Here is a 20,318-nt window from a genome sequence, read left to right as displayed (position 1 = left end):
TGCATCACGGCCGCGTAACGCCAAGATGCCGGGCATGACCAAGACGCTCCTTTCCTTCGGCCATGGCTTCTCCGCCCGCGCGCTTTCGCGGTTGCTGATCCCGCAAGGCTGGCGGGTGATCGGCACCACCCGCAGCCCCGAGAAGGCGGAGGCGCTTCGGGGCAAGGGGGTCGAGCCGGTGATCTGGCCGGGGGCCGATATGGCGGCACCTCTGGCGGCGGCCACGCATCTTTTGCTCTCCGCGGCGCCCGATGATGAGGGCGATCCGGTTCTGGCGGTGTTACGCGACGAGATCGCGGCCAATGCGGACCATCTTGAATGGGTCGGCTATCTCTCGACCACCGGCGTTTACGGCGACCATGCCGGCGGTTGGGTCGACGAGCGCACACCCCTCACGCCCGCAACCCGGCGCGGCCATCAGCGGGTAAAGGCCGAGGCGCAATGGCAGGCGCTCGCGGACGAGGCCGGGCTGCCGCTGCACATCTTCCGCCTTGCCGGCATCTACGGTCCGGGGCGTGGCCCTTTCGCCAAGGTGCGGCGTGGCACCGCACGGCAGATCATCAAGAAAGACCAGGTCTTCAGCCGGATCCACGTGGATGATATCGCGCAGGTGCTGGCGGCGAGCATCGAAAAGCCCGATCCTGGCGCTGTCTATAACGTCTGTGACAACGAGGCGGCCCCGCCGCAGGATGTGCTGGCCCATGCCGCCGCGCTTCTGGGCGTCGATCTGCCGCCGCCCGAAGACTACGCCACCGCCGCGATGACGCCGATGGCGCGCAGTTTCTATGCCGAATCCAAGCGGGTGAGGAACAGCAGGATCAAGGACGATCTGGGTGTGAACCTGATCTATCCGACCTACCGCGAAGGTCTCGCCGCGCTTCTCGCCGACGAGAAATGAGAACGGGGCGCCACGAAAGCGCCCCGCTCCTGAACCGTTACCCTGGGTTCTTGTTCAGAGCAGCACCGCGCCGCCCACGAAGAGCACGAAGAACAGCGGCGGCAGGATGTGGTGGTTCACCGACGAGGCGGGCGCCTGTTCGATGATGATTTCCTGATCGAGCACGGGCTCGGCAACGGAGCCGGCCATCGCAGTCGAGGCAGCGAGCGCGAAGGCCGCGCCGAGAACGAGTTTTTTCATCTGTCTTACCCCAAGTTTGAGCAAATGGATGGGGTAATTATCGTGCGCGTGGTTCGCCAAGTCCAGCATTGGGCGAAAAGGCGCCGCGAGTCCGGCTTGACTGTTGCAGGAGGGAAGCAATCCCGCCGGTTTCAGGCCCTTTTTGCCCCGATCTCGGCAATCCCGAGAGCTTCGAGCACCTTGGTTTCGATGTCGGCGGCCGTCAGCCCGGCCTCTTCATACATCTGGGCGGGGCTCGCATGGTCGATGAAGGTGTCAGGCAGAAACATCGAGCGGAACTTCAGGCCGCCGTCGAACACGCCATTCTGGGCGAGAAGCTGGGCAACATGGCTGCCGAAGCCGCCCACCGCGCCCTCCTCGATGGTGATGAGCACTTCATGGTCGCGCGCGAGGGCGAGGATCATCTCCTCGTCGAGCGGCTTCATGAAGCGGGCGTCGGCGAGGGTCGGGGTGATGCCACGCTGGGTGAGCCGTTCGGCGGCCTTTCGTGCTTCCTCGAGCCGGGTGCCGAGCGAAAGAATCGCCACGCGGCTGCCCTCTGCCACGATCCGGCCCTTGCCGATTTCGAGAACGTGCGGAACCTCGGGCATATCCACGCCCACGCCCTCACCGCGCGGATAGCGCACCGCCGAGGGGGCATCGTCGATCGCGTGGGCGGTGGCGACCATGTGCATCAGCTCCGCCTCGTCCGAAGGCGCCATGATGATGAAGCCCGGCAGGTTGCCGAGATAGGCAAGGTCGTAGCTGCCGGCATGAGTCGCGCCGTCCTGGCCGACGAGCCCGGCGCGGTCGATCATGAAGCGCACCGGCAGGCGCTGGATCGCCACGTCATGCACGATCTGGTCGTAACCACGTTGCAGGAAGGTGGAGTAGAGCGCGCAGAAGGGCTTCATCCCGCCCGCGGCGAGCCCGGCGGAGAAGGTCACCGCATGTTGCTCGGCGATGCCGACGTCGAAGGTGCGGCTCGGGTAGCGCTCGGCCATCATGCCAACGCCGGTGCCGTCGGGCATCGCGGCGGTGATGGCGCAAACCTTGTCGTCCTGCACCGCGAGATCGGTCAGCACCTTGCCGAAAACCTTGGTATAGGCCGGCGCGTTCGAGGGCGACTTGTGCTGCTTGCCGGTGATCATGTCGAACTTGGCGGTCGCATGGCCACGGTCGTTGGCGTTTTCGGCGGGCGCGTAGCCCTTGCCCTTCTTGGTGATGATGTGGATCAGAACCGGCCCGGTGGCATGGTCATGCGCCGCGCGCAACACACCCGCGAGATGCTCAATGTCGTGGCCGTCGATCGGGCCGACATAGGAGAAGCCCAGCTCCTCGAACATCGTGCCGCCCACGGTCATCGTCTTGAGGATTTCCTTCGCCCGGCGTGCCCCTTCCTGGAAGGGCGGCGGCAGAAGGCTCACCGCACCCTTGGCGGCGGCCTTGAATTCCTGGAACGGTTCGGCTTCGTAAAGCCGCGTGAGATAGTTCGAAAGCGCCCCGACCGGCGGGGCGATCGACATGTCGTTGTCGTTGAGGATGACGAACATCCGCCTCTTGAGGTGGCCGGCGTTGTTCATCGCCTCGAAGGCCATGCCCGCGCTCATCGCGCCATCGCCGATCACCGCCACCGCGTCGCCCAGCGCCGGATCGGGCGTGCCGCCCATTTCGCGCGCCATGGTGTAGCCCAGCGCAGCCGAGATCGAGGTGGAGCTATGGCCGGCGCCAAAGGGGTCGTAGGGGCTTTCCGAGCGTTTGGTGAACCCCGAGAGCCCGCCTTTCTGGCGCAGCGTGCGAATACGGTCGCGCCGCCCGGTCAGGATCTTGTGGGGGTAGACCTGGTGGCCCACGTCCCAGATGATCCGGTCGCGCGGGGTGTCGAAGATATGGTGCAGCGCCACGGTGAGTTCGACCACGCCAAGCCCGGCGCCGAGGTGCCCCCCGGTTTGCGAGACCGCGCTGATCGTCTCCGCCCTCAGTTCGTCTGCCAGCTGCCTCAGTTCCGAGACCGAGAGGCCCTTCATGTCGGCGGGAGAGGCAATGCGGTCGAGGAGTGGTGTTACCGGGCGGTCTGACATGACAATATCGACTTTCAAGAACTCAGGCGTCTCGGGCAATAACGAAGCGGGCAGCCTGCCGCAAGGTTTCAGCCTCTTTACCGTAAGGCAAAAGCGCCTCGCAGGCTTCATCCACAAGTTCGGCTGCGCGGGTTTTTGCCGTTTCGAGGCCAAGGAGCGAGACGAACGTGGCCTTGTTCGCATTGGCATCCTTGCCCACGGCCTTGCCCACTTTCGCCGCGTCGCCTTCCACGTCGAGCACGTCGTCGGCGATCTGGAAGGCAAGCCCCAGCGCCTCGCCGTAGCGCCGCAGCGGTTCGGGGGATTCACCTGCGAGCAAGGCGCCGGCCATCGCCGACCAGCGGATCAGCGCCCCGGTCTTGCCAGCCTGAAGCGCGGTGATCTCGTCCAGCGTGAGCGGCGCGGCCGCGCTCTCGGCGGCGATGTCGAGCGCCTGGCCCAGCACCATGCCGCGCGCGCCCGCGGCCTCTGCAAGCGTGCGTGCGAGCGTCACCCGCACCTCGGCAGGCCCCACCTCGGCGTGCGTCACCAATTCGAAGGCGAGCGATTGAAGCGCGTCGCCGACGAGAATCGCGGTGGCTTCGTCCCACTTTCGGTGCAGCGTGGGCTGGCCCCGGCGCAGATCGTCGTCGTCCATCGCGGGCAGATCGTCATGCACGAGGCTGTAGGCGTGAATCGCCTCGACGGCGGCGGCGGGAAAGCAGGCGCCGTCTGGGTCGATCCCCAGCATCCGCGCGCCTTCGATCACCAGGAAGCCGCGCAGCCCCTTGCCGCCGGACACGGCATAGGCCATCGGCGCGGCCATCGGGCCGGATTTCGGCAGGGCGTCGATCAGGCGGGCACGCACCAGCGCGGCGTCTTCGGCCAAACGCGCACGAAACATCTAGAGGCCTTCGACGGGCTTTGTGCCGGAGGGATTGCCGTTCGCGTCCAGGGTGATCGCGGCCACCTTTTCCTCGGCTTCCTTGAGCTTCACCTCGCAACGCGCCTTCAACGCCGCGCCGCGCTCGTAGAGCTTGATCGAGTCTTCCAGCGCCACGTCGCCCCGCTCGAGCTGGCCGACGACGGCCTCGAGCTCCTGCATGGCTTCCTCGAAGCTCATCTCTTCCACCGGTTTTTCGCTCATGATCCCCGCTCCATAAGAACTTCCACGTGCAGGCCGACGCTGTCGGCGAGCGCTTCCAGATCATAACCACCCTCGAGTGTCGAGACCACCTTGCCGCCGCAGCAATCGTCGGCGAGATCGCAGATCCGGTGGGTGATCCAGCCGAAATCCTCGGTTGTCCAGTGCAGGCCCGCGAGCGGATCGGCGCGGTGGGCATCGAAGCCGGCGGAGACGAGCACGAGTTCGGGCTCCCACTCCTTCACCCAGGGCAGGATCCTGCCTTCCCAGGCTTCGCGCATCGCTTCGCCACCGGTGCCTTCGCGCAGCGGCACGTTCATGATCTGGAGGTAAGCCCCCTTCTCGTGGGCCGCGCCGGTGCCGGGAAACAGCGGCATCTGGTGCGACGAGGCGAAGTGCACGCGGCTTTCGTTCCAGAGCACGTCCTGCGTGCCGTTGCCGTGGTGCACGTCGAAATCAAGCACCGCGACGCGGGTCAGCCCGTGCGTTTCCAGCGCGTGCAGCGCGGCGATGGCGATGTTGGAAAACAAGCAGAACCCCATCGCATTGGCACGCTCGGCATGGTGGCCGGGCGGGCGCGCGGCGACGAAGGCATTGGCCACCTCGCCCGTAAGCACGGCATCGACGGCGGCGCAAGCGCCCCCCACCGCGCGCAGGGCCGCGTTCCACGAGCCGGGCGAAGCGGTGGTGTCGGGGTCGATCCGGGCCAAGCCCGATTCAGGGATGACGTCGCGGATCGCGTCGATCTGCACCTTCGGATGCGCGCGGCGGATCGCCTCCTCGTCGCCGAGCGGGGCATCGCGCCGCACCAGCGCGTCGAAGATCGGGCTGGCGAGCGCGGCGTCGATCGCCTTGAGCCGGGCGACCTGTTCGGGGTGCCCGGGGGGGTTGATATGCTGGAGACAGTCGGGGTGGGAGAAGAAAGCTGTTGTCATGGACGGACCATGCTGTTTTCGCGCCCCGGTGCCAAGGGCAAAGCGGGCGATCAGGCTCAGTCGCCCACCAGCATGTAGCCCGCGCCGCGAACGGTTTGCAGGTGACGCGGAGATTTCGGGTCAACTTCGAGCTTTCGCCGCAAACGGGTGATCTGCACGTCCACCGCGCGGGCCTTGGCTTGCAGCCCTTCGCGCCCGAGGCGGGCCACCAGTTCGCCCCGCCCGACCGGCTTGCCGAGATCGGCCGCGAGCGCGCGCATCAGTTGAACTTCGGTTGCCGTGAGCCGCATCGGGATGCCGGCCCGGGTCATCGTCCCGGTGCTGATGTCGAACCGCATTTCCCCGAGGTCGACAACCCGGGGCGCGGGGGCTGCGGCCGGTTGCCGGCGCTTGAGGATCGTGTTGATCCGCTGGCACAGCTCCTTCGGCTCGAATGGTTTGGCAATCCATTCGCCTTCACAGGGGGGGGCGAGACCCTTGGGAACGAGGTGGAGCACCGCCGTCGACAAGCCCTGTGCGAGGGGGATCGCATTCGGCAGGGCGGCGTCGAGGAGGACGAGGTCGAAGTCCAGCCCGGAAAGAAGGCGGCCGGCATGTTCGGCGTCACGCGCCACACTGACGAGGAAGCCCTGGGTCTTGAGATACTGGCGCAGCAGATCGCGCAGCCGCTCGTCACCATCGGCCACCAGGAGGTGCGTGGGAGCCGGTTCCGTCATCCCTCGCCTTCTTTCAATCGGTTGAAGTGCCGGCGCATGCTCGGGTCCATCATCGCTTCCAGCACGGTTCGAAAGCCCCGCACGGCCTCGGGCCCGGCCTCGCGGTAGGCCGCGCGCATCCGCTCGCGCTGCACTTCTGCAAGCTCGCGTTCCAGCCGTTCGCCCGTTTCCGTTAGAAAGAGATGGCGCTCGCGCTTGTCGCGGGTGCCGACGCGCGCGTTCACCAGGCCGTCCTCGATCAGCGAGCGCAGCACGCGGTTCAGCGATTGCTTGGTGACCCCGAGGATGGAGAGCAGGTTGTTCACCGTGGTGCCCGGGCTGCGATGGATGAAATGCAGCGCGCGGTGATGGGCGCGGCCGTAGCCATGGGCGTTGAGAATCCGGTCGGGATCGGCGGTGAAGCCGCGGTAGGCAAAGAACATCGCCTCGATGCCCTGCCTGAGCTGTTCGTCGGTCAGAAACAGCAGCGACGGTCCGCCCGGTCCTATCCGATCTCCCATGTGCTCCACCTCCTCGCGTTACCCTGGGTTCTCCGCACCCGCTTTTATGTCAGCCTTATTGACATTCCAAGACCTGACTGATAGCGAATCCCGAATTTTGCGTAACTTTATGTCCACATCGGACCTAACTTGCGCAATATCTGAAAAGTTGCAAGGCGCAAGAAGGAGCAAACCATGATTGGGGCCTATGATGATCGCGACGGCAAGATCTGGATGGACGGCACGCTCGTGGAGTGGCGCGACGCGAAGGTGCACATCCTGAGCCACGCCTTGCACTATGCCTCGTCGGTATTCGAAGGCGAACGCGCCTACGGTGGCAAGATCTTCCTGTCGGAGAAGCACAGCCAACGCCTTCTGAAATCGGCTGAACTGATCGACATGGAGATCCCCTGGACGGTCGAGCAGATCGAGGCGGCGAAATACGAGGTGGTGAAGGCCAACGGGCTCAGCGATGCCTACGTGCGGGCCGTTGCCTTCCGCGGTGCCGGGCCCGACATGGGCGTGTCGTCGGCGCGCAACCCCGTGCGCCTCGCCATCGCGGCGTGGGAGTGGGGCAGCTATTACGGCGACGCCAAGTTCAAGGGCGCCAAGCTCGATATCTCGAAATGGAAGCGCCCGAGCCCGGAGACGATCCCGACGGCGGCAAAGGCGGCGGGGCTTTACATGATCTGCACCATGTCCAAGCACGCGGCCGAGGCCAAGGGCTGCTCGGACGCGCTGTTCTTCGATTATCGCGGTTACGTGGCCGAGGCGACGGGCGCCAACGTCTTCTTCGTCAAGGATGGCGAGGTCCACACTCCGCTCCCCGACGCGATCCTCAACGGCCTGACCCGCCAGACCGTGATCGGCATGCTGAAAGAGCGCGACATCACCGTGCACGAGCGCCACATCATGCCCGAGGAGATGGCCGGTTTCGAGCAGTGCTGGCTCACCGGGTCGGCGGCGGAGGTCACCCCCGTTGGCCAGATCGGCGATTACACCTTCGAGGTCGGGGCGCTGACCCGCGAGATCTCGGAAGCCTACGAGGCGCTGGTGCGAAGCTGATCTGGGCTGCGGGCGTTCACGTTTCCTGAAGGGATTTGCTCCAGGCTGGCCGTGTTCAGCCCGGGGGCTCTCATGTCGCAAACGCAGCAACGCCGTGGCGTGGCGTATGTTTCACTGATCGCCGCCGTGATCGTGCTTCCCACGGCGGTGGCGCTGGCCTGGTTCCATGTCACCAAGGATCCGAACCTGCGCCCGCTCGGGATCACCGAGCAGGCCCTGCGCGCTTATCGCGGAGATGGGGACTCTCGCGAGATCGTCGCTTTGGTCGACTGGGGGCCAACGCGCCCGGGTGGCCCCAGCAAGGCGCAGCTTGCGCTTTCGTTGTCGCGCGCCTTTGCCGCGAAGGGTGCGGATGTGCGGGTCGTCTTCCGCGAAGGGCGCGATGCCACGCGGATCACCTACGTTGTTGGCGGGAGCACGCTCGGACCCTTTCCCATCGCCCGCGCCTCCGATGGTGTGGCGGCGGCGGTGGAGGCCTTCACGATGCACTGAGCGGGCCACGGGCTGGCCGACGGCGTGCCATGAAAAGGGCCGGCGCGAGGCCGGCCCGATCCGATTTCCCCGATTGGGGGATTATTGGGGCAGAACCTCTGCGGTCGGACGCGGCGTGGTTGCGGTTTCCGGCGGCAGGATCGGCACCGTCACCTCCGGCATCGTGCCGGTCAGGCTGCCGAGGAAGGCCACGATCTGGTCGGCTTCCTCGTCGTTCAGTTCGTCGCCAAGCTGGCTTTCGGCCATGATCTGCACGGCGACCTTGAGATCCCACACCTTGCCCGAGTGGAAATAGGGCGCGGTGAGCGCGATGTTGCGCAGCGGCGAGGCGCGGAACACGTATTCGTCGTCGATCGTTTCGGTCACGGCGAAGCGGCCCTTGTCGCCTTCCGGCAGGATCTCGGCGCCCGGCTTCTCGATCAGGCCGAAGGGGAAGTAACCTTCGCCACCGACGTTGATACCGGCGTGGCAGGCGACACAGCCCTTGTCCATGAACAGTTCCAGACCGGCTTTCTGATCGTCGGTCAGCGCGCCGGCGTCACCGTTAAGGTAGGCGTCGAACGGTGCGGGTGTGATCAGCGTGGCTTCGAACGCCTCGATCGCCTTCGCCATGTTGTCGAAGCTCACCGCGTCGTCGCTATCGAAGGCGGCCTGGAACATCGACACGTATTGCGGCATCGAGTTCAGCGTGTCCACCACCTGCTCGGGGGTGTTCGCCATTTCGACGCCGGCCTGGATCGGGCCTTTCGCCTGAGCCGCGAGGTCGGCGGCGCGGCCATCCCAGAACTGGGCTTCGTTGAACACCGCGTTCAGAACCGTCGGCGAGTTGCGCGGGCCTTTTTGCCAGCCGTGACCGATCGAGGTTTCGAGGTTGTCATCCCCGCCGGTGGTCAGGTTGTGGCAGGAGTAGCACGAGAACACGCCCGACGCCGAAAGGCGCGGATCGAAGAACAGGGCCTTGCCCAGCTCGATCTTTTCCGGCGTGACCACGTTGTCGGCCAGCGCCGGCATGGTCGAGGGCAGGGGTTTGAACATATCCTGCGCTGCTTCCATCAGTTCATCGCCCAACACCGGGGTGGCGAGGGCTGTGGTGGCAAGCAACGCAACAGCGAATTTCTTCATTGGGAACCTCCGTTTAGATGCCCCGAACCTGACCAGAGAGGGCCTGAAAAAGCGTTGATCTGGATCAATTCTAATTATGGATCCAGTCCTATGATCGCGTTCGTCAGGGTGATTCGACCCTGCCGCGAAAGCCCCTGAAAAATGGGTCTTGAGGGGTTAGGCGAGCCGTGCGAGCGCCCAGCGGGCGGCCTCTGCGAGCACCGGATCAGGGTCTGCGGCCAACGGCCGCACAGCCTCGGAAAGCTTCGGATCCCCGGAATTGCCGATCGCGTAGGCGACGTTGCGCAGAAACCGCACCCGACCGATCCGCTTGATCGGCGAGCCCGAGAACTTCGCACGGAATCCGGCGTCGTCGAGGGCGGCGAGCGCGGCGAGGTCGGGCGCGGCGAGATCGTCGCGCGCGAGGTAGCGCACCTCCGAGGCCACCTGCGCGAACTTGTTCCACGGGCAGGCGGCGAGGCAATCGTCGCAGCCGTAGATCCGGTTTCCCAGCGCCGGGCGCAGTGCCTCGTCCACCGGCCCCTTGTGCTCGATGGTGAGGTAGGAGATGCAGCGCCGGGCATCGAGTTGGTAGGGCGCGGGGAAGGCCCGCGTCGGGCAGGCATCGAGGCAGGAGGTGCAGGCGCCGCAATGGTCGGCGCCGGGCGCGTCGGGTTCCAGATCGAGCGTTGTGAAGATCGCACCGAGGAAGAACCAGTTGCCGAGATCACGCGCGAGCAGGTTGGTGTGCTTGCCCTGCCAGCCGAGCCCGGCCGCCGCCGCCAGCGGCTTTTCCATCACCGGGGCGGTATCGACGAACACCTTGATCTCCGTCTCCGCGCCCGCCGCGTCGATCAGCCAGCGCCCCAGCCGCTTGAGCCGTTTCTTGACGGTGTCGTGGTAGTCGCGGTTCTGCGCATAGACGCTGATCGCGCCCTTGTCGGGGTGGCGCAAGACCTCGCGGGGATCATGCTCGGGGCTATAGACCTCGGCCAGCATGATGACAGAGCGCGCCTCCGGCCAGAGCGCGGCCGGATCGCCGCGCCAATGCATCCGCTCCGCCATCCAGCCCATGTCGCCGTGCCAGCCGTTATCGACGAACTGCGCCAGCCGCCCGGCGAGACCCGGCACCGCGTCTGGCCGGGTGATGCCGGCCTTCGCGAACCCTTCCGCGCGGGCCTGGTCGAGGAGCTTCTGCCGCAGTCCCGAGGTCAAAAATCAAGGTCCGCGTAATGCGGTGGCTGCGGAAAGCCGGGGATCTGGTCGGCAAGGATCGAGCGGAAGGCGGGCCGTGATTTGATCTTGGAATACCACTCGCGGACGTTGGCGTTACGGTCCCAATCCACGTCCGAGATGTAATCGAGGCTCGACAGGTGCGCGGCGGCGGCGAAATCGGCGAGCGTCATCGTGTCGCCGGCCAGCCAGCGGCGCATGTCGAGCAGCCAGCCCATGTAATCGAGGTGATACTTGATCGACCGCGCGCCCGCCTTGACGTTATGGGAATCCGGGTAGCCCTGCCCGGTGATCTTCTTGTTCACCCGCTCGTAGAGCAGCTTCGAGGTGACCTCGTTGTGGAACTTGTCGTCGAACCACGTCACCAGCCGGCGCACCTCGTAGCGGCCATCGGGATCGCCGGGCATCAGCGAGGGGCTCGGGTAACGTTCCTCGATGTATTCGCAGATTGCCGCGCTTTCAGTGAGCGTCTTTCCGTCCAGTTTCAGGATCGGCACCTTGCCGGCCGGGTTGCGGCGCAGGAATTCGGAGGTCTTTTCCCAGTAGCGTTCTTCGACCAGCTCGACGTCGATCTTCTTCTCCGCCAGCGAAAGGCGCACCTTGCGGCAGAACGGGGAGAGCGGGAAGTGAAACAGGCGGGTCATGTTCGGCGGTTCTCTTGGGGTTCAGCAGGTAATGGCGTGAAAAGAAGCGGCGTTCAATCCTCGAAGCAGGCGGCCCGGCCATCCCGGAGGATTGTCGCCGCCCCGTCGCGGATCGACGCGGCGCGGCGGATGACGAATTGCGCGGGCGCTGCGGCCGAGCGCTCTTTCGGCGCCGGCAGGACAGCGGCGAGGCGGGCGGCCTGATCGGCGGTGAGCCTGGCGGCCGGCACCCCGAAGTAGTGCTGCGCCGCCGCTTCAACGCCAAACACCCCCTCGTCGAATTCGATCATGTTGAGATAGACCTCGAGGATGCGGCGCTTCGACCAGACAAGCTCCATCACCGGCGTGATCAGTGCTTCAAGCGCCTTGCGCACCCAGGAGCGCGCGGGCCAGAGGTAGACGTTCTTCACCACCTGCTGGCTGATCGTCGACGCGCCACGGTTTTCACCGGCGTCGATCACCTGACGGATCGCCGCCATGTCGAAGCCCCAGTGGGTGCAGAAACTGGCGTCTTCCGCCGCGACGGCCGAGCGCGCCATCACCGGGGCGATCTCGTCGAAATCGACCCATTCATGCGCCAGCTGGTCAAGCCTGCCTTTCTCGGCGGCCATGTAGAGCGTTGTGGGTGGATCGAAGAACGCGTAGGCGCCCACGCCCACGGCGATCAAGGCGAAGAAAACCGAGAGCACACGGCGGACCCAGCGCATCACGAAGCCGCCGAAGCGCCCGACGCCACGCATCACCAGCCGCCAGAGCCCGCGCAAGATCCCGAGCGTCAGCGATGCATTCTTGGTGTCGTCAGATCGCGCCATGGTTCCTTGTCACCGCCGTGCGCCTCCCGGTCAAGCGGGGGGGGGGGATCGGCCAAGGCCCGCCGGGCAGGAGCGAGATCAAGGCGGGCTGCGCCCTTTGGTGCTATGGAAACCGGGGAAAGGAGAGAGCGATGCCATACGATATCCTGCCGATCACCGATATGTCCGACACCGAAACGGGATGCTGCCCCCGGTTTGATCCGGCAGCGTGGGATGGTCTGGAGCTGCATTTTCAGGAGAAGCTTTTCGTGCGCGCGGTGACTCATGCGGTGTTTCATGTGCCCGTCGATATGGGGCGTGTGTTTCCCCGGGTGCATAGTCACCTCGAAGCGGCGGGGGCCTATGATCCGAAAGAGTTTCTCGTGCTGTCGCGCGATCTCGGGGCCTGGACCTCGGAGCATTACTTTGCGGCCAGCAAGGACGTGCCCCACGAAGAGATGGTGCGACTGACAGGCACTTTCGTTACCCGTGTGTTCGACGGACCCTATTCGCGAATGAAAGACTGGTGCGAGGAGATGCGGGCGCTCGCCGCCGAGCGGGGCAAGCCCGAGGGCAACATTTATTTCTACTACACGACCTGCCCGAAATACGCCAAGCAATACGGCCACAACTACGTGGTGGGCTTCGCCGATATCTGAATGTGAAAGGAGCGGCCCATCGCCGGGCCGCTCCTCTTGTCATTGTTAGCGCCGACCTCACTCGGCCGGCATCGCGCCCTCTTCGAGCGACAGCGGCACGGGAATGTGCGGCAGCATTTCCTTGGGGCAGATCTGCACGAACTTCCCAAGCTCGTTGCCCCAGTCCTGCAGGATCTGGTGTGCCTTGACCGAGCCGGTTTCGTCGGCATGGCGCAAGATGAGCTCTTTGAGTTCGTTTTCCCAATGGTCCACCGTCACCGGCACGGTCACGAGGGTTTCCATGTTCATGTAGGTCTGCGCAATGCCTTCGGGATCGTAGACATAGGCCATGCCGCCGGTCATCCCGGCGCCGAAGTTGGCGCCGATATCGCCGAGGATCACCGCCACGCCGCCGGTCATGTATTCGCAGCCGTTCGAGCCGCAGCCTTCCACCACCACGCGCGCGCCCGAGTTGCGCACCGCGAAGCGCTCGCCGGCGCGGCCAGCCGCGAAGAGCAAGCCATCGGTTGCGCCGTAGAGCACGGTGTTGCCGATGATGGTGTTTTCCTGCGCCACCAGTGGGCTGCACATCGGCGGGCGCACCACGATGATCCCACCAGACAGCCCCTTGCCGACGTAGTCGTTGGCGTCACCCGAAACCTCGAGCTTGAGGCCGGGCGCGGCGAAGGCGCCGAGCGACTGGCCGCAAGAGCCGGTAAGCTTCACGGTGAGATGGTCGGGCTGGAGCTTGTTGCGCATACCGAAGTTGCGCACGATATGGCTGGAGACGCGGGTGCCGATGGTGCGGTCAGTGTTGCGCACCGCGTATTGCAGCTGCATCTTCTCGCCGTCCTTGAGGAAGCGCGCGGCATCCTTGACGATTTCGGCGTCCAGCGTGTCGGGCACCTCGTTGCGCGGCCGGTCGATATCATAGGCGACGCGGTCGTGGGTATCGACCTTCACCAGCAGCGGGTTCAGGTCGAGATCGTCGAGATGCGAGGCGCCCCGGCTCACCTGGCTGAGCAGGTCGGCCCGGCCGATCACCTCGTCGAGCGAACGCGCGCCGATCCGGGCGAGAATCTCGCGCACTTCCTGGGCGTAGAAGGTGATGAGGTTCACCACCTTGTCGGCGTTGCCGGTGAACTTGGCGCGCAGGTCTTCGCGCTGGGTGCAAACCCCCACCGGGCAGGTGTTGGACTGGCACTGGCGCACCATGATGCAGCCCATCGAAATGAGCGCGGCGGTGCCGATGCCGTATTCCTCCGCGCCCATCATCGCCGCCATGACGATGTCGCGCCCGGTGCGCAGGCCGCCGTCGGTGCGCAGGGTGACCCGGCTGCGCAGGTTGTTCATCGAAAGAACCTGGTGCGCCTCGGTGAGGCCCATCTCCCACGGCAGGCCGGCGAACTTGATCGAGGTTCCGGGCGAGGCCCCGGTGCCGCCGTTGTGGCCCGAAATCAGGATCACGTCGGCCTTGGCCTTGGCCACGCCCGCCGCGATCGTGCCGACGCCGGAAGACGCCACCAGCTTCACCGTCACCTTGGCGCGCGGGTTGATCTGCTTGAGATCGTAGATCAGCTGCGCCAGGTCTTCGATCGAGTAGATGTCATGGTGCGGCGGCGGGCTGATGAGCGTCACGCCCTTGGTGGAGTGGCGCAGCCGTGCGATCAGGTCGGTGACCTTGATGCCGGGCAATTGCCCGCCCTCGCCGGGCTTGGCGCCCTGGGCCACCTTGATCTCCAGTTCCTCGCACTGGTTGAGGTATTCCGCCGTCACGCCGAAGCGGCCGGAAGCGACCTGCTTGATCTTGGCAGACGGGTTGTCGCCGTTCGCCTCGGGCACGAAGTGGGCCGGGTCTTCCCCGCCCTCGCCCGAGTCGGATTTCGCGCCGATCCGGTTCATCGCCACGTTCAACGTCTTGTGCGCCTCGGGCGAAAGCGCGCCTAGGCTCATGCCCGGCGTCACGAAGCGTTTGCGGATCGCGGTGATGCTTTCCACCTGGTCGATCGGCACCGGCGCGCCGAGCGGCTTGATGTCGAGCATGTCGCGCAGGTGGATCGGCGGGTTGGCCTGCATCATCGCCGAGTATTTCTTCCAAAGCTCGTAGGAGGCGCGATCACAGGCCGATTGCATCAGGTGCATCGCCTGCGCGCCCCAGGCATGGGTTTCGCCGCCCTTGCGCGCCTTGTAGAAACCGCCGATGGGCAGCACGTTGGTGCCCTGGCTGAGCCAGCCCCGGGCGTGGACTTCCTCGAGCTTCTTCTGGATGCCGCCGACGCCGATCCCCGAGATCCGGCTGGTCATGCCGGGGAAATACTCGTTGACCATCGCCCGGCTGAGGCCCACGGCCTCGAAGTTGAGCCCGCCGCGATAGGACGAGATCACCGAGATGCCCATTTTCGACATGATCTTGAGCAGGCCCTGGTTGATCGCTTCACGGTAGGTGCGCACGGCGTCGCTCAACGTCATGTCGAGCAGCCCGCGCGAGATCCGGTCGGCGAGGCTGTCTTCGGCGAGATAGGCGTTTACGACCGTCGCGCCGCAACCGATCAGCACCGCGAAGTAATGCGGATCGACCGCCTCGGCCGAGCGCACGTTGAGCGAGGTGAAGGTGCGCAGGCCCTGACGGGTCAGCCAGGAATGCACGGCGCTGGTGGCGAGGATCATCGGCATCGGCACGCGGGTTTCGCTTTGCCCCATGTCGGAGAGCACGATATGGCCCGCGCCGGAACGCACTGCATCCTCGGCCTCGGCGCGCACCCGCTCCAGCCCGTCGCGCAGTGCGCTCGGGCCGCCATCGGCGGCAAAGGTGCAATCGATCTCGACCATCGGCGCATTGAAGTGCGCCTTGAGTTCCTCGAATTGCGCGTTGCCCACGAAGGGGCTCTCAAGCACCAGAACCTCGGTCAGGCTGCCGGTTTCGTCGAGCACGTTCTTGAGGTTGCCGAACCGGGTCTTGAGGCTCATCACGCGGAATTCGCGCAAGGAGTCGATCGGCGGGTTCGTCACCTGGCTGAAGTTCTGCCGGAAGAAGTGGCTGAGATTGCGGTATTGCTTGGAGAGCACGGCTGCGGGCGTGTCATCGCCCATCGAGGCGAGGATTTCCTTGCCGTCTTCCGCCATCGGCGCGAGCACCTGCTCGAGTTCCTCGAGCGAATAGCCCGCCGCGATCTGGCGTTTGCGCAGCTCTTCGCCAGAGAAGATCGCCTTTTCCTCGACCTTCGCGAGATCGTCCTCGATATCCTTGATGTGCTTCACCGCCTCGCCGAAGGGGCGCGACGCGGCGAGCTTGTCCTTGATCTCGGCGTCGTGGAACAGGAGCCCGTCCTTCATGTCGACCGCCAGCATCTGGCCCGGTCCGAGCGCGCCCTTTTCAACCACGGTCGCCTCGTCGATCGGCACCATCCCGGCTTCCGACCCCGCGATCACGAGGCCCTCGCCGGTGACGACGTAGCGCATCGGGCGCAGCCCGTTGCGGTCGAGCCCGGCGCAAACCCAGCGCCCGTCGGTCATCGCCAGCGCCGCCGGGCCATCCCAGGGCTCCATCGTCGAGTTGGCGTAGGAATACATGTCGACCCAGGCCTGCGGCAGTTCGCCGGCCTGTTTCGACCACGCCTCGGGCACCATCATCACCTTCGCCATCGGCGCCGAGCGGCCCGCGCGCACGAGCACCTCGAAGACGGCGTCGAGGGCTGCGGAATCCGACGACCCGCCGGCGATGATCGGCTTGATGTCTTCGGCGAGATCGCCGAAGGCCGACGAGGCCATGCGGATCTCGTGGCTCCGCATCCAGTTCATGTTGCCCTTCAGCGTGTTGATCTCGCCGTTGTGGGCCAGCATGCGGAAGGGCTGGGCCAGCCACCATTGCGGGAAGGTGTTGGTGGAATAGCGCTGGTGATAGATCGCGAAGGCGCTCTCGAAACGCTCATCCATGAGGTCGGGATAGAATACCGCGACCTGTTCGGCGAGCATCATGCCCTTGTATATGATCGAGCGGCACGACAGGCTCGCGAGGTAAAGCTCGCGTACGCCACGCGCCACGGCGGCCTTCTCGATCCGCCGGCGAATGACATAAAGCTCGCGCTCGAAGGTTTCCTCGTCCACGCCGCGCGAGTTCGAGATGATGATCTGCTCGATCTCCGGCCGGGTGGCGTTGGCCTTCTCGCCGAGGCAGGAGATATCGACCGGCACACCGCGCCAGCCGTAGATGTAATAGCCCATGCGGAGCACTTCCGTCTCCACGATGGTGCGGCAGGTTTCCTGCGCGCCGAAATCGGTGCGGGGCAGGAAAACCTGCCCGACGGCGATCTGCTCGCCCTCGCGCGGCTCGTGGCCGGTGCGGCGGATCTGATCGTGGAAGAAGGCTTGCGGGATCTGCACGTGAATGCCGGCGCCGTCGCCGGTCTTGCCGTCGGCGTCCACCGCGCCCCGGTGCCAGACCGCCTTCAGCGCGCCGATGCCGTGTTCGACGACCTTGCGCGAGGGCTTGCCGTCGATCGAAACCACGAGGCCCACGCCGCAGGACGCGTGCTCGAACTCGGGCGCATACATGCCATTTTCAGCAAGCCAGTCACGGCGGGCCTGCTCCTCGGCCATCCAGCTGTCGTCAAATTTGGTCATGGGTCGTCTCCTTCTGCGCCGCCTGCGGGGCGGCGGGCGTCATGGCTGCATCCTGGATATTGCATTCGTAGAGCGGCTCGGTCGCGCCGAAGCCGGGCTCTCCCGGTTCGATGATGTCGACCGGGGTATCATCATATTCCGCTACCGAGCCATCCGGGGCCGATATCCGTTCGGTGCCGAGGAAGAACTGACGGAGCGGGCGCGAGAGATATTGCCGGCCTTCCGACTTGTATTCCACTGTGCCATCCTCGGCGGTGATCTCCACCCGGGTGCGCACCACGTCGAGGCTATAGCCGTCGACCTCGACGGTTTCGCCGGTGAGCAAGTCGGCCCCGACAACGCGCAGGTCATAGCTGCGGTCGGGTTGCGAGCGGCGCATGGTGAAATCGAAACTGTCGATACCCGCGTCGATCAGGGTGCGCAGCGAGATCGGGTCGGTGGCGGGAGGCTGGAACTCCTCGCGCGAATTGTCCCACATGTAGACGGCGTCGAGCCACTGGTAATCGGCCGAATAGCGCACGATGGATTCGAGCCCTTCGCTCGAAAAGGTGGCGGACCAGAAATCGCTGTCGGCCTCTGCGCCGCAGCGCCATTGAAGCGCGACCGAGCAGCTCCGGCTCTGCACGGTCAGGAACGCCTCGCAGCCCCGGGGCGGGCTGAAGTCGGCCGCGGCGGCAGGCAACGCGAAGGCGAGCGCGCCGAGCGTGGTATGGATCGCGGACCATCGCATTTTTCTGCGTCCTTCGTTCCGGTTGCCTTTGATGCCGGTTTCACCGACCAGGTTGTTCGCTGCCCGTTTCCGGGGCCGCAAAGCGAATATCTTGGCCTTACTCCGCCGCGACCTGCGCGCCCTGTTCGTCGAAAGCCTTGAGCATCGCGTTGGCCGCATCGCGCCCGTCCCGAATTGCCCAGACCACGAGCGAGGCGCCGCGCACGATATCACCGGCGGCGTAGACGTCGGGCAGGCTGGTTGCCCCCGAGTTGAACTCGGCCAGCACCGTGCCCCAGCGTGTGACGGGCAGCGCGTCCTCGCCCCAGAGCGCGGGCAGGTCTTCCGGCTCGAAGCCGAGCGCCTTGATCACCAGATCGGCGTCTTCGGTGTAGTCCGACCCTTCGATCGGCTCGGGGCTCTGTCGGCCCGTTGCGTCCGGCTCGCCGAGGCGCATCTTCTGCACCTTCACGCCGGTAACGGGATCGCCGGTGAAGCCCTTGGGATTGGAAAGCCAGACGAACTTCACGCCCTCTTCCTCGGCGTTGGCCACTTCGCGTTGCGAGCCGGGCATGTTGGCACGGTCGCGTCGGTAGAGGCATTTCACGCTGGTGGCGCCCTGCCGGATCGCGGTGCGCACGCAGTCCATCGCGGTGTCGCCGCCGCCGATCACGACAACCTTCTTGCCCTTGGCGTTGAGGGTGCCGTTGTCGAATTCCTCCACCTCGTCGCCGAAGCCGATCCGGTTCGAGGCGGTCAGGTAGTCGAGCGCGGGCACGATGCCGGCCGCGCCCGCCCCCGGCCCGCCGAGATCGCGCGTCTTGTAAACGCCGGTGGCCACGAGCACCGCATCGTGCTGGCCGCGGATCGCCTGGAACGAGATGTCTTCGCCCACGTTGCAGTTGAGCACGAATTTCACGCCCGCGCGTTCGAGCTGTTCGACGCGGCGCATCACCACGTCTTTCTCCAGCTTGAAGCCGGGGATGCCGTAGGTCATCAGCCCGCCGGCCCGGTCGTGCCGGTCGTAGACCGTGACCTGAACGCCCGCGCGGCGCAGAACGTCGGCGGCGGCCAGACCGCCCGGCCCGGCGCCGATGACGCCCACGCTCTCACCGCGCTCCGCGCGCGGCACGATCTCCTCGACCCAGCCCCGCTCCCAGGCGGTGTCGGTGATGTATTTCTCGACGGCGCCGATCGTCACGGTGCCGTGGCCCGACTGCTCGATCACGCAGTTGCCCTCGCAGAGCCTGTCTTGCGGGCAGATGCGGCCACAGATCTCTGGAAATGTGTTGGTCGCCTGGCTGAGCTCATAGGCTTCCTTCAGTCGGCCCATCGCCGTCATCTGCAGCCAGTCGGGGATGTTGTTGTGCAGCGGGCAGTGCGACTGGCAATAGGGCACGCCGCACTGGCTGCAACGCGATGCCTGCTCGGCGGCCTTCGCATCCGCGTATTCCGCATAGATCTCGTCGAAATCATGGCTGCGTTCTTGCGCGCTGCGTTTCACCGGCATGTCGCGCGCCACGTCCACGAATTTCAGCATCGGCTGCTTTGCCATTTTTGCCTCCGTCTTCCTCGGAGCGACTGTTTAGCAGGGATTCCGGAAAAGAAAAGGCAGTTATGCTGACCTAAATGTGCGGTTTTTCCGGTCCGGGCCTTGGCGGGGTCCGGGGTTGTGTCGCTTAAATATCAGTAATTATGACCTAAAATTTCCCTTTCCTTTCAATTTCCAGTAGTTAGCTTGGGGTATCATTTTCGAAGGCTATCGGCCAATGTCTCTCTGGCACCTCTTTCTTGTCGCCGTCATCCAGGGTTTGACGGAGTTCCTGCCGGTTTCCTCATCGGGGCACCTGATTCTCTTGCCAAATGTCACCGGGCTCGCAGACCAGGGGCAGGTGATAGACGTGGCCGTGCACGTGGGCACGCTCGGCGCCGTCATCCTCTATTTCCGGCATGATGTCGCCAGCGCTGTGGCCGGGCTGCCACGGCTCATCAGGGGCCGGATCGACACGCCGGGTGCGCGGCTCGCCTTCCTGCTCGGCGTGGCGACGGTTCCGGTGGTGCTGTTCGGCCTCGCGCTCAAGCTCACCGGCCTCGACGATGCCATGCGCTCGGTCGCGGTGATCGGCTGGACGATGCTGCTCTTCGGCATCGTGCTGTACTGGACCGACCAGCGTGGCGCCGAGGTGAAGCGGGTGGGCGACTGGTCGTTGCGTGACGCGATCGTCATGGGGTTCTGGCAGGCCATCGCCCTCATCCCGGGCACATCGCGTTCAGGCGCCACGATCTCTGGCGCGCGGGCGCTGGGCTACAGCCGCGAAGACGGTGCGCGCCTCGCCATGCTGATGTCGATCCCGACCATCCTCGCCTCCGGTGCATTCCTGAGCCTCGAGGTGGCGGCAACCGCCGATATTGCGGCCGCGCGAGACGGCGCCATCGCAGCCGCTTTCGCCTTCGTCTCGGCTCTGCTCGCGCTCAGCCTGATGATGCGGTTGCTCAAGACCGTGAGCTTCACGCCCTACGTGATCTACCGGGTCATCCTCGGGATCGTCCTGCTGCTGTTCGCCTACACCTGAC

The 20,318-nt window shown here is 65.4% G+C and carries 19 protein-coding genes; 5 read left to right on the top strand and 14 right to left on the bottom strand.

The features are described from left to right. The first annotated feature begins 34 nt into the window (after positions 1-34). Positions 35-898, top strand: a complete 864-nt coding sequence (locus tag IEW01_RS00810; RefSeq protein WP_188525706.1) for an SDR family oxidoreductase — start codon at positions 35-37, stop codon at positions 896-898. 54 nt (positions 899-952) lie between these two features. Here IEW01_RS00810 and IEW01_RS00805 read toward each other — a convergent pair whose 3' ends face one another. The 7 genes from IEW01_RS00805 to IEW01_RS00775 form a co-directional block, all read right to left on the bottom strand. Further along, positions 953-1,138 (bottom strand): hypothetical protein, encoded by a 186-nt coding sequence (locus IEW01_RS00805; protein ID WP_188525705.1) that lies wholly within the window; start codon positions 1,136-1,138, stop codon positions 953-955. Between the two features lie 131 nt (positions 1,139-1,269). Continuing rightward, a complete protein-coding gene (gene dxs, locus IEW01_RS00800) occupies positions 1,270-3,198 on the bottom strand; it encodes a 1-deoxy-D-xylulose-5-phosphate synthase (RefSeq protein WP_188525704.1) in 1,929 nt (642 codons plus the stop codon). 22 nt (positions 3,199-3,220) lie between these two features. Next, positions 3,221-4,081, bottom strand: coding sequence for a polyprenyl synthetase family protein (locus IEW01_RS00795; RefSeq protein WP_188525703.1), 861 nt, complete (start codon positions 4,079-4,081; stop codon positions 3,221-3,223). Continuing rightward, a complete protein-coding gene (locus IEW01_RS00790) occupies positions 4,082-4,324 on the bottom strand; it encodes an exodeoxyribonuclease VII small subunit (protein ID WP_188525702.1) in 243 nt (80 codons plus the stop codon). Further along, positions 4,321-5,256, bottom strand: coding sequence for a histone deacetylase family protein (locus IEW01_RS00785; RefSeq protein ID WP_188525701.1), 936 nt, complete (start codon positions 5,254-5,256; stop codon positions 4,321-4,323). The genes IEW01_RS00790 and IEW01_RS00785 overlap by 4 nt, the downstream gene beginning before the upstream one ends. Before the next feature lie 56 nt (positions 5,257-5,312). Continuing rightward, complete coding sequence (locus tag IEW01_RS00780; protein ID WP_188525700.1) at positions 5,313-5,972, bottom strand: winged helix-turn-helix domain-containing protein; 660 nt, start codon at positions 5,970-5,972, stop codon at positions 5,313-5,315. Next, positions 5,969-6,472, bottom strand: coding sequence for a MarR family winged helix-turn-helix transcriptional regulator (locus IEW01_RS00775; RefSeq protein WP_188525699.1), 504 nt, complete (start codon positions 6,470-6,472; stop codon positions 5,969-5,971). The genes IEW01_RS00780 and IEW01_RS00775 overlap by 4 nt, the downstream gene beginning before the upstream one ends. A 174-nt stretch (positions 6,473-6,646) precedes the next feature. Here IEW01_RS00775 and IEW01_RS00770 point away from each other — a divergent pair, with 174 nt between their 5' ends. Further along, positions 6,647-7,516, top strand: a complete 870-nt coding sequence (locus tag IEW01_RS00770; protein ID WP_188525698.1) for a branched-chain amino acid aminotransferase — start codon at positions 6,647-6,649, stop codon at positions 7,514-7,516. A gap of 99 nt (positions 7,517-7,615) precedes the next feature. Then, positions 7,616-8,008 carry a hypothetical protein gene (locus IEW01_RS00765; RefSeq protein ID WP_229737992.1) on the top strand — a complete coding sequence of 131 codons (393 nt, stop codon included), beginning with the start codon at positions 7,616-7,618 and terminating at the stop codon, positions 8,006-8,008. Between the two features lie 81 nt (positions 8,009-8,089). Here the strand turns inward: IEW01_RS00765 and IEW01_RS00760 are convergent, their stop codons facing one another. From IEW01_RS00760 to mtgA, 4 genes are all read right to left on the bottom strand, one after another. Beyond that, positions 8,090-9,130 carry a cytochrome-c peroxidase gene (locus IEW01_RS00760; protein WP_188525696.1) on the bottom strand — a complete coding sequence of 347 codons (1,041 nt, stop codon included), beginning with the start codon at positions 9,128-9,130 and terminating at the stop codon, positions 8,090-8,092. Between the two features lie 156 nt (positions 9,131-9,286). After that, positions 9,287-10,324, bottom strand: coding sequence for a tRNA epoxyqueuosine(34) reductase QueG (gene queG, locus IEW01_RS00755; protein WP_229737991.1), 1,038 nt, complete (start codon positions 10,322-10,324; stop codon positions 9,287-9,289). Next, positions 10,321-10,986 carry an FtsZ-binding protein FzlA gene (fzlA, locus tag IEW01_RS00750; protein WP_188525695.1) on the bottom strand — a complete coding sequence of 222 codons (666 nt, stop codon included), beginning with the start codon at positions 10,984-10,986 and terminating at the stop codon, positions 10,321-10,323. Before fzlA ends, queG begins: the two co-directional genes overlap by 4 nt. 53 nt (positions 10,987-11,039) lie before the next feature. Next, the gene (gene mtgA / locus IEW01_RS00745) at positions 11,040-11,798 is read right to left on the bottom strand and encodes a monofunctional biosynthetic peptidoglycan transglycosylase (RefSeq protein WP_438810802.1); all 759 of its coding nucleotides are present in this window, start codon (positions 11,796-11,798) and stop codon (positions 11,040-11,042) included. Between the two features lie 131 nt (positions 11,799-11,929). Here mtgA and IEW01_RS00740 point away from each other — a divergent pair, with 131 nt between their 5' ends. Further along, positions 11,930-12,436, top strand: coding sequence for a hydrolase (locus IEW01_RS00740; RefSeq protein ID WP_188525694.1), 507 nt, complete (start codon positions 11,930-11,932; stop codon positions 12,434-12,436). Positions 12,437-12,493: 57 nt separating this feature from the next. Here the strand turns inward: IEW01_RS00740 and gltB are convergent, their stop codons facing one another. The 3 genes from gltB to IEW01_RS00725 all read right to left on the bottom strand — a co-directional run bounded on the left by gltB (position 12,494) and on the right by IEW01_RS00725 (position 19,299). After that, positions 12,494-17,035: a glutamate synthase large subunit gene (gltB, locus tag IEW01_RS00735; protein WP_188525693.1), complete on the bottom strand. Its 4,542-nt coding sequence runs from the start codon at positions 17,033-17,035 to the stop codon at positions 12,494-12,496. After that, entirely contained in the window at positions 17,022-17,765 is a 744-nt protein-coding gene (locus IEW01_RS00730; RefSeq protein WP_188525692.1) for a hypothetical protein, read from the bottom strand. Before IEW01_RS00730 ends, gltB begins: the two co-directional genes overlap by 14 nt. 97 nt (positions 17,766-17,862) lie before the next feature. Beyond that, on the bottom strand, positions 17,863-19,299 hold the full coding sequence (locus IEW01_RS00725) for an NAD(P)-dependent oxidoreductase (protein WP_188525691.1): 1,437 nt from the start codon (positions 19,297-19,299) through the stop codon (positions 17,863-17,865). A gap of 214 nt (positions 19,300-19,513) precedes the next feature. Between IEW01_RS00725 and IEW01_RS00720 the strand changes: the two genes are divergently transcribed. Continuing rightward, entirely contained in the window at positions 19,514-20,317 is an 804-nt protein-coding gene (locus IEW01_RS00720) for an undecaprenyl-diphosphate phosphatase (protein ID WP_188525690.1), read from the top strand. Position 20,318: the final 1 nt, after the last annotated feature.

This window comes from Sinisalibacter lacisalsi (assembly GCF_014640115.1).
Lineage (GTDB): Bacteria > Pseudomonadota > Alphaproteobacteria > Rhodobacterales > Rhodobacteraceae > Sinisalibacter > Sinisalibacter lacisalsi.
This window is presented reverse-complemented; position numbering and strand designations above follow the sequence as displayed.